The 14,087-nt window shown below is 65.6% G+C and carries 2 protein-coding genes and 1 pseudogene; 1 reads left to right on the top strand and 2 read right to left on the bottom strand.

Features of this window, described 5'->3' with window-relative positions:
• Window positions 1–111 (top strand): annotated as a pseudogene (locus IB274_RS29740) (IS110 family transposase); the annotation flags it as partial.
• Window positions 112–305: 194 nt separating this feature from the next.
• Here the strand turns inward: IB274_RS29740 and IB274_RS24240 are convergent.
• Complete coding sequence (locus IB274_RS24240) at window positions 306–635, bottom strand: tryptophan synthase subunit beta (RefSeq protein ID WP_081517608.1); 330 nt, start codon at window positions 633–635, stop codon at window positions 306–308.
• Between the two features lie 116 nt (window positions 636–751).
• Window positions 752–13,972, bottom strand: coding sequence for a retention module-containing protein (locus IB274_RS24235; RefSeq protein WP_192435402.1), 13,221 nt, complete (start codon window positions 13,970–13,972; stop codon window positions 752–754).
• Window positions 13,973–14,087: the final 115 nt, after the last annotated feature.

The following is a 14,087-nucleotide window of genomic DNA, read 5'->3' as shown; positions in this document are numbered from 1 at the left end:
GACAAGGGGCGGTGCCCGAAGGTCGCATTAGTGGCATGCATGCGCGTACTGATCGTGCGGATCAACGCGATGGTGAGAGACGGCACCAGTTGGAGGACAGGTGCCGTGTGAAGACAGTTGCTCCTACGAGGGCGGGCGTTTCTCTGGAAGTCTCCCGAGAGCTAAATCCAAAGTGCGGAGCGTGCCTTTCACGTAGGAGCGAGCTTGCTCGCGAACCTGGCCTCGCAGCGGAGCTTGTTCGCGAGCAAGCTCGCTCCTACAGGGGAGGGGATGCCGCGTGGCCATCGAGCAAAAGAAAACGGGGCTCAGATCAGCCCCGTTTCCTCGTCGTCGTTGATCAGCCGGGTCAGCCCGCCCAGCGCTTCACGGGCCTGGGTCCGGTTGAGCAGCTTGGAGCGCGCCGCCGGCGGCAGGTCGGTGATGCGGATCACCCCCTTGGTGATCAGCACCGAGATCAGGTCCTCCAGTACCCGGATCATGTCCAGGTCGCTCTGCTTGAGCTGCAGCAGGCTGCTCTCGGCCGCCCAGGCCTGGATGTCCGGGTGGTCCGCCGGCAGGGTGCCGGTCATCCCGTCGAACTCGGCGTCCTCGACGCGCGAGATTCTACCCTCGGCGTTGCGCTGGATATACAGCATCGACCCGTCCCCAATTCATGTGATGTGAAGGAACGACAGCGGAACTCCCCCGAAGGGTAGCCCCGCTGTCGTTGTGTCAGAGCCTGACCATTTGGAAACCTTGCGGCAACTGCGGATCAGTGATGCTCAGTCTTGACCACCGGGTCGGAACCCGCCACCAGCTTGTTGACGATCTCGGTGGAGGTCGAGCCGTAGGCGGTGAGGTCGACGCCGGTCAGCTTGATGGTGACATCCGCGCCGCTGCCGACCTGGCCGGTGGTGCTGACCTGCAGGGTCGAGGTCGCGGTGTCCACCTTCAGGTAGCTGAGGATGTCGTTGTGCGCGGCATCGGGCAGCAGGTCGCTGAGATCGATGCGGTCACCTTCGCTGGCCTTGAAGTCGGTGATGGTGGCGCTGCCGGTGTCCCCTGCGCGCCACAGGAAGGTGTCGGCACCCGAGCCGCCGGTGAGGGTATCGCTGCCCTTGCCGCCGATCAGGATGTCGTCACCCGTGCCTCCGTTGAGGATGTCGTTGCCCTCGTTGCCCACCAGCAGGTCGTTGCCGGCATCACCGTTGAGGGTGTCATTGCCGGCACCGCCATACAGCGAGTCGTTACCGCTGCCACCGTTGAGGGTGTCGTTGCCGGTACCGCCGTAGATGATGTCGTGGCCGTTGCCGCCGCTGAGGGTGTCGCTGCCGTCCAGGCCGTGCAGCAGGTCGTTGTTGCCGGTGGCAGTGGTGCTGGTGGTGCTGGCGACAGTGACAGCGAGCGTGCCGGTGCTGCTGGCAGTGCTGCCGTTGGACTCGGTGGCGGTGGCGGTGACATTCAGGTTCAGGGTGCCGCTGAAGTTCACCGCGGTGAGCAGCTGCAGGTCGTGCAGTTGCGCTTCGGTGAAGGTCCAACTGCCATCGCTGCCCTTGGTGCCGGCGGTGAAGGCGGCATCGGTTGGCACACCGCTGATCTTCACGCTCAGGCTCTCGGAGCCATCGGTGTCGGTGAGGCCGGTGGTCAGGGCGATGTCCACGGCCGAACCGTAGGTTTTGCCGCCGTAGGTCACGGTGGTGTTGCTGATGGCCAGGCTGGAGTCCTTGCCATTGTCACCACCGTTGAGCACCAGCCAGTCGAAGTGGTAGTTGCCACTCTGGGTCGCGGTGAAGCTCTGGATGCCGTTGCCGTTCACGCTGGCGCCCAGCTGTTCCGAGGAGGTCACCTGGATGACCTGCCGGGCGCCGGTGGGGTCGGTGACGACCAGGGCAACGATGTCGTTGAAGCCGTCCTGGATTTCGCTGACGGTGTTCTCGCCGTTGGTGAAGGCCCAGGTGAAGTTGATCTTGCTGCCAGCGGTGAGGCTGTAGTCCGAGCTGGTCAGCGCGCCGTCGATCACTGTGACGTTGCCCGGATCGTTCAGCGCGCCCTTGGGCGGGTCGATGGCGTTGAGGGCGTTGTTGGACAGGCCGGTTTCCTGCTCCAGCACGGCGCGGGTGACTTCCTGGGTGGTGCTGATGGTGACCGCACCCGGGTTGAGCTGGAAGATGCTGCCGTTGAGCAGCTGCGGTGCATCGGCCACCGGGCTGACACTGACCGCGACGGTGCTGGTGGCGGTGCCGCCATGGCCGTCAGTGACGGTGTAGCTGATGGTGTCGCTGCCGCTGTAGTTGGTTTTCGGCGTGTAGGTCAGGGTGCCGTCGGCGTTGATCACCACGGTGCCGTTGCTGGCGGTGGCGGTGCTGACGGTCAGCTTGTCGCCGTCCACGTCGCTGTCGTTGGCCAGCACGTCGATCTTCACCGCCGTGTCTTCCTTGGTGCTGGCGGTATCGGCCACCAGGGTCGGCGCATCGTTGACGGCAGTGATGCCGACGGTGACGGTCGCAGTGCTGGTGCCGCCGTGGCCGTCGCTGATGGTGTAGGTGAAGCTGCCGGTGCCGTTGACGTCCTTGCTCGGGGTGAACACGACGTTGCCGTTGACCAGCGCGACCGTGCCGTTGACCGGGTTCTGTACGCTGAGGATGGACAGGCTGTCGCCGTCCACGTCGCTGTCGTTGCCCAGCAGGGTCTTCGGCGCGATGGTCAGCGCGGTGTCTTCGTTGGTCACCAGTTCGCCCACCGCGTGGGTCAGCGCAGTGCCGCCCACGGTGGTGTAGGTTCCGCCCTGAGGACGCATCTCGACCTGCAGCTGTGCCTGGCCACCTTGATCCCAGTAGATGATTTCGATGGTGTGGTTGCCGCTCTGGGCGATGTTGAACACCGCCGACTCGCGGCCGGTGGGGCTCTGGATGGCGTCGTACTTGAAGACTTCCACACCGTCGATCTTGATGCTGAAGCCGTCGTCGGCGTTGACTCGCAGCTGGTAATTGCCGGCGTTGAGGCTGATTGCGCCGCTCAGCTGGATGATCGCGTCGGAGGTATTCGCCGGGTCGGTATTGAGCGAGCCCGCATCGTTGCCGAGGAATTTCTGCAGGTTGCCGTCACCGCCCAGGTCGCCGTCGCTGAGGTTGTAGTTCAGCGAGGTGGCGGTGAAGGTGGCGGCGGCAGCCTTGCCGGCGATGAAGGCGGCGACCTGGCTGAGGCTGGTCAGGTTGGCGCCGTCGGTGCCTTCACGGTAGCCCCAGTAGTTACCCTGCAGGCCGGAGACGGTGAAGTTGTCGTTCACGGCCACCGGGTTGTCGTTCACCGGGGTGACGTTCAGGGTGATCTTGTTGGGCGTGCTGTCGAAGGCGCCGGCGCTGTCCTTCACCGAGAAGGTGAAGCTGGCGTAGTTGGTGCCGTTGCCATTGGCGGCCGGGGTGAAGACCAGTTTGTTCAGGTCGGCGGCGTCGATCACCTGGCCGGCCGTCACGGCAGTGCCATTTAACTTCAGCGAGCCATTGGTCGGCAGGCTGTCGATGCGCACTGCGCTGAGGGTGTCGCCGGTGTCCACGTCGGTGAAGCCGAAGTCGCCCGCGGCGAAGCTGCGGCTGCTGTCTTCGTTGAGGGTGACGGTGTTGTCGGTGCCGTTGGGAGCATCGTTCACCGGGGTGACAGTGACGTTGATGGTCTGCTCGGTGAGGCCGCCTTTGCCGTCGTTGGCTATCACGGTGAAGCTGTCGCTACCGTTGTAATTGGCGGCCGGAGTGTAGGTGTAGCTGCCGTTGGGGTTGACCACCACGGTGCCGTGACTGGCACCGCCATTGGCCTTGAGCGAGAAGGTGACGCTGTCGTTCTCGACGTCGGTGGCGGTGAGCTGGCCGATCTTGGCGGTGTCTTCAGCGGTGCTCAGGGTGGTGCCGCTGGTGAATACCGGCGCGTCGTTCACCGGGGTGACGGTGAGGGTGACGGTCTGGTCGACCACGCCGCCATGGCCATCGTTGACGGTGACGACGAAGCTGTCACCGCCGTTGTAGTTGGCGCTCGGGGTATAGGTGTAGTTGCCTGCGGTGTCGACCACGATGGAGCCGTGGGCCGGCCCTGTCTTCAGGCTGTAGGTCAGGCTGTCGCCGTCGACGTCGGTGGCGCTGACCTTGCCGATCAGCGGGGTGTCTTCTGCGGTGCTGGTGTTGCTCGGTGCGTTGAACACCGGTGCATCATTGACCGGGGTAACGGTGATGTTCACCACGGAGTCGACGAAGCCGCCGTGACCATCGCTGACGGTGACGGTGAAGCTGTCGGTGCCGTTGTAGTTGCCGGTCGGCGTGTAGGTGTAGTCGCCGGTCGCGGTGTTGAGCACCAGCGTGCCGTGGGCTACGCCGCTCTTCACGGCGTAGCTCAGTGTGTCGCCATCGACGTCGCTGGCGACGATCTTGCCAGTCAGCGGGGTGTCTTCGGCGACGGACTTGGTCTGGTTGGCGGTGGTCGGCGCGTCGTTCACCGGGGTGACGGTGAGGCTGACGGCCTGGTCCACCACCCCGCCGTTGCCGTCGTTGACGGTCACGGTGAAGCTGTCGGGACCGTTGTAGTTGGCGTCCGGGGTGTAGGTGTAGTGACCGTCGGCCTGCAGCGTCAGGGTGCCGTGCGCGGGGCCGGTCTTGAGACTGTAGGTGAGACTGTCGCCGTCGACGTCGGTGGCGTGTACCGAGCTGACCAGCGCGGTGTCCTCGGCCGTGGTGGTGTTGGTCGGAGTGTCGAACACCGGCAGGTCGTTCACCGGGGTGATGGTGATGGTGACCGTGGAATAGGTCACGCCGCCCTTGCCATCGCTGATGGTGATGGTGAAGGAGTCCGAGCCGTGGTAATTGGCGGCCGGCTGGTAGGTGTACTCGCCTGTCGAATTGTTCAGCGATAGCCACTGCATGTGTTGCGGCAGTGCATTGAGCTTGAAGCTGTAGGTAAGCGTGTCACCGTCGATGTCACTGGCAATGATCTTGCCGCTGAGCGCTGTGTCTTCGGCGATGGTCTTGGCCTGGTCGCTGGTGGTCGGCGCATCATTCACCGGCTTGATGCCGACGGTGACGACCTGTTCCACGCTGCCGCCATGGCCATCGCTGACTACCACGGTGAAGCTGTCGCTGCCGTTGTAGTTGGCCGCCGGGGTGTAGGTGTACTGGCCGTCGGTGCCGAAGGTGACGCTGCCGTTGGCCGGGCCGCTGCCGTTCTTCACGGCGTAGCTCAGGGTGTCGCCGTCGACATCGCTGGCGTGGATCTGCCCGCTGACTGGGGTGTCCTCGTCGGTGCTGAGGTTCTGCGCGCCGGTGACGGTCGGCGCGTCGTTCACAGGGTTGACGGTGACGGTCAGGTCGAGGGTGCGGGTGGCCGCATCCTGGTTGCTGCTCTCGGTCGAGGTGGCGCTGACTTCCAGTTTGATGGTGCCGTTGAAGTCCTGCGGCGGCGTCAGCGTCAGGGTCTGCAGGTTCCAGCCGGTAAGGGTGACGCTGTTGTTGCTGGCGTCGGCGGTGAAGCTGTGGGTGCCGTCGCTGAGGGTGGCGCCGAGCGGAATCTTGCCGATGCTGACGGCCAGGCTCTCGGAGCCATCGGTGTCGACCAGCGCAGCATGGATCTTCGACAGGGCGATGGCGCTGTCTTCGTTGCCTTGGTTGAGCACGGCGGCGGTGTAGTAGCCCTGGCCGTTGGTCAGGTGCGCGGTGAGGTTTTCGCCACCGGCGGTCAGTTCGCCGGCGTTGTGGTAGACCAGCGCGCTGCTGGTGCCCAACAGGGTCGGCGTGCTGCCGTTGTCGGAAATCTTCAGGTCGAAGTTGCCCGGGCCGCTCTGGTTGTGCTGGTAGAGGGCCAGGGTGTAGTAGCCGCTCTCGGTCGGGGTGAAGGTGCCGCTGTATTGGCCGCTACTACCGCCCCAGGTGGCCTGGGCGACGTTGGTGCCGCCGATGACCAGGCGCACGCTGTCGTCACCGGTGCCGCTGAAGGTGTAGGTGTGGCCGGCTTCGAGGAATATCAGGCCGCTGACCTTGCTGGCGGTGCCGGCAGGGACGTCGCTGTCCTTCGCGGTGCTGATCGATTCGCTGGTCGCCGGGGTGCCGGCGGCGTCGATCTTGCTCTGCAGGTCGTTGGGGTTGGCGCCATTGCCGCCAGTGCCCAGGGCCAGACCGGTCCAGGTTTCCATGGTCAGGCCGGTGGAGCTCAGGTGGCTGTCCAGAGACAGGTTGGGCTGGTCGGCGACGGCAGCGATGCTGACGGCGACGGTGGCAGTGGAGGTGCCGCCATGGCCGTCGCTGATGCTGTAGGAGATGGTGTCGTTGCCGCTGTAGTTGGCCTTGGGCGTGTAGCTCAGGGTGCCGTCCTGGTTGATCACCACGGTGCCGTTGGCGGCGCTGGCGCTGGTGACGATCAGGCTGTCGCCGTCCGGGTCGGTGTCGTTGCCCAGCACGTTGATCTTCAGCGTGGTGTCTTCCTGGGCCTGGGCGCTGTCGGCCACGGCGGTCGGGCCATCGTTGGCGCCGGTGACGATAAGTTTCAGTACGCCGTCATCGCTGGCCTGGTGCTCGTCGCTGACGCTGTACTTGACCTCGATCTCCAGGGTCTGGCCGGCCTTCAGCGACTGGTAGGCCGCGTTGCTGCCATCGAAGCTCCAGCTGCCATCGGCGCTGAGCACGAAGCCGGCCGGGGCGTTGCCGACCACGGCGTACTGCAGCTGGGCGCCGTCATCCACGTCGGTGGCGTTCAGCTGGCCTTGGCTCTTCACGTCTTCGTTGACGTTGGCGGAGCTGTTGGTGGCGATGGGCGCGTCGTTGGTGCCGGAGAGGGTCACGGTGACGCTGCCGCTGGTGCCGTCGGCGCTCTTCACCTGGAACACTTCGCTCAGGGTCGCGCCCTGGGCCAGGTGGTCATAGGCGGAGTTGGCGAGGAAGGTCCAGTTGCCGGTGCTGTCGATGCTGAAGCTGCCCAGGGTGCCGACGGTGTTGGTCTGCGCCTGGAAGGTGGCCGGGCTGTCGACGTCGCTGATGCTCAGCTGGCCGTTGGCGGTCAGCGGGGCGTTGGTTTCCTGCAGGGTCACGGCGGCGTTGCCGATCACCGCGGCATCGTTGGTGCCGACGATGGTGACTTTGACCGAGGTTTCGGTGCCATCGGCGCTCTTCACCACGAAGGTGTCCTGGGCGATCTGCCCGGCAGAGAGGCTGTCCAGCGCCGAGTTAGCGACAAAGGTCCAGTGGCCGGCCGCATCGATGCTGAACTTGCCGTACTGGCCGGTGGTGTCGTTCTGCACCTGGAAGGTGGCCGGGCTGTCGATGTCGCTGATGCTCAGCTGGCCGCCGGTGATGAGCACGGCGTTGGTTTCCTGCAGGGTGACGTCGGCCTTGCCGAGGATCGCCGCATCGTTGGCGCCGACCACGGTCAGGGTCAGGGTGCCATAGCTGGTGGCGCCCTGGTCGTCGGTGACCTTATAGGTGATCTGCAGGGTCTGCGTTTCGCCTTCGGCCAGGTGCTGGTAGGCGCTGTCCTTGCCGTTGAAGGTCCAGTTGCCGTTGTCGCGCAGGGTCACGCCGGCCGGCAGGTTGCCCATGGCGGCATAGCTGAGGGTGCTGTTGTGATCGACGTCGGTGGCGCCGATGTTGCCGCTGGCAGTCTGGTCTTCGTTAACCGTGGCCTGGGCGGCGGTGGCCACCGGTGCGTCGTTGGTGCCGGTGACGGTCAGCGTCAGGGTGCTGGAAGCGGTGGCGCCGTGCTCGTCGGTGACGATGTAGTCGATGCTCAGCACCTGCTTCTCGCCAGCGGCCAGGCTGTCGTAGGCCGCCGAGGTCGGGTCGAAGCTCCAGGTGCCGTCGCCATTGAGGGTGAAGCCGGCGGGCGCGGCGTTCTTCAGGCTGAAGGTCAGTAGGGCATCATGGTCGATGTCGCTGGCCTGCAACTGGCCGGTGACGGCCTGGCCAGCCTTGTTCAACTCCTGCAGGGTCTGCTGGGTGGCGCCGTTGGTAGTCAGGGTCCACTGGCCGTTGCTCAGGTTGACGCTGCCCACCGACTGGCTGACGGTGATCTGGCTGGAGAGGTTGCTCAGCACCAGGCTGGAGTCGACGCCCTTGTCGCCGTTGTCGGCCACGCCGATGACGATGGTGTAGGTGCCCGGCTGGCCGAACACATGGCTGAACAACTGCTGGCCGGAGGTGCCGCCGTCGCCCACGGTGGCGACGTCGGACAGTTTCACCGCCTGGCCGTTGATCAGCACGTAGGCGAAGTCGTTGAACTGCCCGTAGTCGTTGGTGGCGAAGTTCCAGTTGAAGCTCACGGCTTCGCCGGCGTGGGTGGTGGTCACGGTCAGGGTGAGGGCCGAGCCTTCGGTGGCGTTGTCCACCAGGCTGGGCAGGGCCACGCCGCCTTCGGTCGCGCTGGCGGTGGCCGGCTGGGCGTAGGGGGCGTCGTTGGTGCCGACGATGTTCACGGTGACGTTGCTGGTGGTGCCGTCGGCAGCCTTGACGACAAAGGTGTCGGTGAGGGTTTCGCCAACTTTCAGCTCGTTGTACGGACCCTGGGCGTAGAACGTCCACTTGCCGCTAGCATCGATGCTGAACTTGCCGTACTGGCCGAGGGTGTCGGTCTGCGGCTGGAAGCTGGCAGGGCTGTCGACGTCGCTGATGGTCAGCTGGCCGCCGGTGTTCACCGCGCTGTCAGTCTCGTAAACGCTGGCAACCTTGGCGCCGCCGATGACAGCGGCATCGTTGCTGCCGGTGACGGTCAGGGTCAGCACGTTCTCGCCGGTGGCGCCCTTGTCGTCGGTGACGATGAACTTGATCTGCAGCTCCTGGGTTTCACCTTCACCTAGCTTCTGGTAAGCGGCGTTGTTGCCGTCGAAGCTCCAGGAGCCGTCCTGGTTGAGGGTGAAACCGGCCGGGGCGGCATCCTTGAGGCTGTAGTAGGCAGCGTGGCCGTCGTCGACGTCGGAAGAGGTGAGCTGGCCGCTGCTGGTCTGGTCTTCGTTCACCGCGGCGCTGGCGGCATAGGCCACCGGCGCGTCGTTGGTGCCGACGACGGTCAGGGTCAGGGTGCTGGAGCTCTGCGCGCCGAATTGGTCGGTGACGGTGAAGTTGACGGTGTAGGTCTCGGTCGCGCCTACCGCCAGGTGCTGGTATGCCGGCTGGGCGGCATTGAAGCTCCACTGGCCGTCGGTGCCGACGGAGAAGCCCGCCGGCAAGGTGCCGGTGGTGCTGTAGGTTAGTTGCGCGCCATCGTCCGCGTCCTTGCCATCGAGCTGGCCGGTGAGGGTGGTGTCTTCGGCTACCGTGGCCTTGGTGGCGCTGGCGACCGGCGCGTCATTGGTGCCGGTGACGGTCAGGGTGAGGACCTTGCTGTCGGTGGCGCCGTGCTCGTCGGTGACGGTGAAGCCGATGTTGATGACCTGGGTCGCATCCTGGGCCAGATGCGCGTAGGCCGGGTCGGCGGCGTCGAAGGTCCAGCTGCCGTCCGGATTCAGGGTGAAACCGGCGGGGGCCTGCTGGTCGAGGCTGAAGTTCAGGGTCGCACCGTGATCGACATCGGTGGCGCCGAGCTGGCCGGAAATGGACGCATCTTCCTTGACCGAGTCGCTGGCGGCGGAAGCCACCGGGGCGTCGTTGGTGCCGGTCACGGTGAGGGTCAGGGTCTTGGTGTCGGTGGCGCCGAACTGGTCGGTGACGATGAACTTGACCTGGATGTCCTGGGTTTCGCCCTGGGCCAGGCTCTGATAGGCGGCGTTGTTGCCGTCGAAGGTCCAGCTGCCGTCGGTCTTGAGGGTGAAGCCGGCCGGTGCGTTGCCGTCGACGCTGAAGCTGAGCTCGGCGCCGTCGTCGACGTCGGTGGCGGTGAGCTGGCCCTTGCTGAGCTGGTCTTCGCTAACGCCGGCGCTGGCCGCGATGGCAATCGGCGCGTCATTGGTGCCGGTGACGGTGATCACCAGCAGGCTGCTGGTTTTCGCGCCGTGCTCGTCGGTCACGGTGAAGGGTACGCTGATGATCTGCGTGGCACCGGCCTTGAGGTGTTGATAGGCGGCGTCGCCAGCGTTGAAGCTCCACTGGCCGTCGCTACCGACGGTCAGGCCCGCCGGCAGCTTGCCGGTGGTGAAGGTGAGCTGGGCACCATTGTCCACGTCGATGGCTTTCAGCGTGCCGCTGATCTGCGCGTCTTCCTTCACCGGATTGATCACTGAGGGCAGGGCGATCGGCGTGTCGTTGGTGCCGGTGACGGTGAGCGTCAGGGTGTTGGTGCTGATGGTGCCGTGTTCGTCGGTGACGGTGTAGTCGATCGACAGGACCTTGGTCTCGCCGGCGGCCAGGTTCTGGTAAGCCGGATCGAGGCCGTTGAACAGCCAACTGCCGTCCTTGCCCAGGACGAAGCCGGCGGGTGCCTTGTCGTTCAGGCTGAAGCTGAGCTTGGCACCGTCATCCACGTCGCTGGCGGTGAGCTTGCCGGTGCTGAGCTTATCTTCGCTGGCGTTGGCGCTGATGGCATCGGCGACCGGCGCGTCGTTGGTGCCGGTGACGGTGATGGTCAGGGTGCTGGAGCTGGCGGCGCCGTGTTCATCGGTGACGGTGAACGGCACGCTGATGACCTGGGTGGCGCCGGCTTTCAGGTGCTGATAGGCCGCGTCGCTGGCGTCGAAGCTCCATTTGCCGTCGGTGTCGACGCTGAAGCCGGCCGGGGCGGCCTTGTCCAGGGCGTAGGTCAGCTTGGCCCCGTCGTCGGCGTCGGTGGCGGCGAACTGGCCACTGATCTGCGCATCTTCCTTCACTGCACCCACGGTGGCGCTGGCGACCGGCGCGTCATTGGTGCCGGTGACGGTCAGGGTGAGGACCTTGCTGTCGGTGGCGCCGTGCTCGTCGGTGACGGTGAAGCCGATGTTGATGACCTGGGTCGCATCCTGGGCCAGATGCGCGTAGGCCGGGTCGGCGGCGTCGAAGGTCCAGCTGCCGTCCGGATTCAGGGTGAAACCGGCGGGGGCCTGCTGGTCGAGGCTGAAGTTCAGGGTCGCACCGTGATCGACATCGGTGGCGCCGAGCTGGCCGGAAATGGACGCATCTTCCTTGACCGAGTCGCTGGCGGCGGAAGCCACCGGGGCGTCGTTGGTGCCGGTCACGGTGAGGGTCAGGGTCTTGGTGTCGGTGGCGCCGAACTGGTCGGTGACGATGAACTTGACCTGGATGTCCTGGGTTTCGCCCTGGGCCAGGCTCTGATAGACGGCGTTGTTGCCGTCGAAGGTCCAGCTGCCGTCGGTCTTGAGGGTGAAGCCGGCCGGTGCGTTGCCGTCGACGCTGAAGCTGAGCTTGGCGCCGTCGTCGACGTCGGTGGCGGTGAGCTGGCCCTTGCTGAGCTGGTCTTCGCTAACGCCGGCGCTGGCCGCGATGGCAATCGGCGCGTCATTGGTGCCGGTGACGGTGATCACCAGCAGGCTGCTGGTTTTCGCGCCGTGCTCGTCGGTCACGGTGAAGGGCACGCTGATGATCTGCGTGGCACCGGCCTTGAGGTGCTGATAGGCGGCGTCGCCAGCGTTGAAGCTCCACTGGCCGTCGCTGCCGACGGTCAGGCCCGCCGGCAGCTTGCCGGTGGTGAAGGTGAGCTGGGCGCCATTGTCCACGTCGATGGCTTTCAGCGTGCCGCTGATCTGCGCGTCTTCCTTCACTGGATTGATCACTGAGGGTAGGGCGATCGGCGTGTCGTTGGTGCCGGTGACGGTGAGCGTCAGGGTGTTGGTGCTGGTGGCGCCCTGGTCATCGGTGACGGTGTAGTCGATCGACAGGACCTTGGTCTCGCCGGCGGCCAGGTTCTGGTAAGCCGGGTCGAGGCCGTTGAACAGCCAACTGCCGTTCTTGGCCAGGGTGAAGCCGGCCGGGGCCTTGTCGTTGAGGCTGAAGCTGAGCTTGGCACCATCATCCACGTCGCTGGCGGTGAGCTTGCCGAAGCTGATCTTGTCTTCGCTGACGTTGGCGCTGGCAGCGTTGGCGATCGGCGCGTCGTTGGTGCCGGTGACGGTGATGGTCAGCGAGCTTGCGCTGGTCGCGCCGTGCTCGTCGGTGACGGTGAAGTCGAGGGTGATGACCTGGGTCGCACCGGCCTTGAGGTGCTGGTACGCGGCATCGCCGGCGTCGAAGCTCCATTTGCCGTTGGCGTCGACGCTGAAGCCGGCCGGAGCAGCCTTGTCCAGGGTGAAAGTGAGCAAGGCGCCATCGTCGGCATCGCTGGCGGCGAGTTGGCCGCCAATCTTCGCGTCTTCGTTCACCGCAGCGCTGGTGGTGCTGGCGACCGGCGCATCGTTGGTGCCGGTGACGGTGATGGTGATGGTCTGCGGATCGCTCAGCGCGCCGTTGTTGTCCTTCGCCTGGTAGGTGAAGGTCACGTCACGGGTCTCGCCCTGGGCCAAGCTGTCGAAGTCCTTGCCGGGGTTGAAGCTGTAGCTGCCGTCCGGGTTGAAGGTCAGGTTGCCATTGCCGTTGCCGACACCGGTGGTCAGCTGGTAGCCGGCGACGTTGCCGTCCACGTCGGAGGCGGCCGGGACCTGGCTGTTGAGCACACTGTTTTCTTCGGTGGTGGCTGCGCCCGGCAGGGCGACCGGCGCGTCATTGGTGCCGGTCAGGGTCACGGTGAGGGTAGCGGTGCTGGTCGCGCCGTGCTCATCGGTGACGGTGTAGGGCACCTGCACGACCTGGGTCTCGCCCTCGGCCAGGTGCTGGTAGGCCGGGTCCTTGCCATCGAAGGTCCAGCTGCCGTCCGGCTTCAGGGTGAAGCCCGCCGGCGGATTGCCGTTGGTGGTGAAGGTGAGGGTGCTGCCGGTGTCGCGGTCGGTGGCTACCAGTTGGCCGCCGATTACGCTGTCTTCATTGCCGCTGGCCTGGCCATCCTGGGCGACCGGGGTGTCGTTGGCGCCCTGGACGTTGATGGTGATGACGCGGGTGTCGGTGGCACCGGATGGATCGGTGACGGTGACGGTGAAGTTCTCGCTCGGGTTCTGACCCTGTGGCAGCGCGTTCACTGCATTGGCATCGACCACGTAGGTGTAGCTGCCATCGGCGTTGACGGTCAGCTCGCCGTAGGCGCCCTTGGCGCTGCCGCTCCAGGTCAGGTTGGTGTCGTCGACGTCGCTGGCGCTCAGTTGGCCCTTGATGTCGGCGAAGCTGTCGTTGGCGGCGGTGTCAGTGATGGCACTGGTATAGGTGCCCGTGGCCACTGGAGCGTCGTTTACCGGCGTGATGCCAACGTTCACGACCAGAGTGCTGGACGCGCCACGGCTGTCGGTGACGATCACGGTGAAGCTGTCGGCGCCGTTGTAGTCATCGTTGGGGTTGTACTGCCAGGTGCCGTTGGGGTTGAGCACCAGCAGGCCGTTGGCCGGCGCCTGGCCGACGCTATAGGAGATCAGGTCGCCATTCGCGTCGCGGGCGGAGAAGGCGCCGGTGAGCAGGGTGTCTTCGGCGGTGGTCAGTTCCAGCACGCCGTTGTTGCCGTCGATGAACTGGGGCGCGAGGTTGGCCGGCAGTTCGCTCTGGCGCTCGTCACCGGCTGCGCCGCTGTTGTCCAGACCGGAAGTGGAGTAGCCAATGTGGGGATCGACGCGGCCGGCGGTAGCATCCAGCACCACGAAACTGTGGCCGCCGCCAACGCCACCATTGCTGCCAGCGGCCGAAGGCGCAGCAGTCGGGCCCGCAGCGGTGGGCGCCAGCGCCTGGGTCGGGTCGAGGCCGGCGGCGATGGCTTTCTGCAGGTCTTCGGTGCTCGGTGCGTTGGCCGGCTGCGCGGCGGCGTGGTGCGTCTCGGCCTGCGGCAGGTCGGCGCTGCTCCACTGGCTGTCGCGGCCCAGGTCGACCAGCTTGCCCTTGCCGACGTCGAGCGTCACCGCGCCGGCAGCGCCGGTGAGCAACTGCTCGCCCTGGTAGATGCGGTCACCTTCGACCAGAACGCGCTGGGCGCCTTCGGGGGTAACCGCAATCACTTGGCCGATGATGCTTTTTACGACGGCGACGACGCTGCTCATGCACTTCTCCTGATGAGGCTTGCCTGGTTGCCGACCGGCCACAGGTGACGTCGGCTCAGGGGCATTCCTTTGTCTTTAAGAGCAAAAAGTTTGGCGTCAATACATTGGCTTATAG

Source organism: Pseudomonas sp. PDM18 (genome assembly GCF_014852585.1).
Taxonomy (GTDB): Bacteria; Pseudomonadota; Gammaproteobacteria; order Pseudomonadales; family Pseudomonadaceae; genus Pseudomonas.
This window is presented reverse-complemented; position numbering and strand designations above follow the sequence as displayed.

What these genes read in the sequence shown, in the direction of transcription:
- IB274_RS24240 (WP_081517608.1), bottom strand. Translation starts at nt 635, where the DNA reads ATGCTGTATATCCAGCGCAACGCCGAGGGTAGAATCTCGCGCGTCGAG.
- IB274_RS24235 (WP_192435402.1), bottom strand. Translation starts at nt 13,972, where the DNA reads ATGAGCAGCGTCGTCGCCGTCGTAAAAAGCATCATCGGCCAAGTGATT.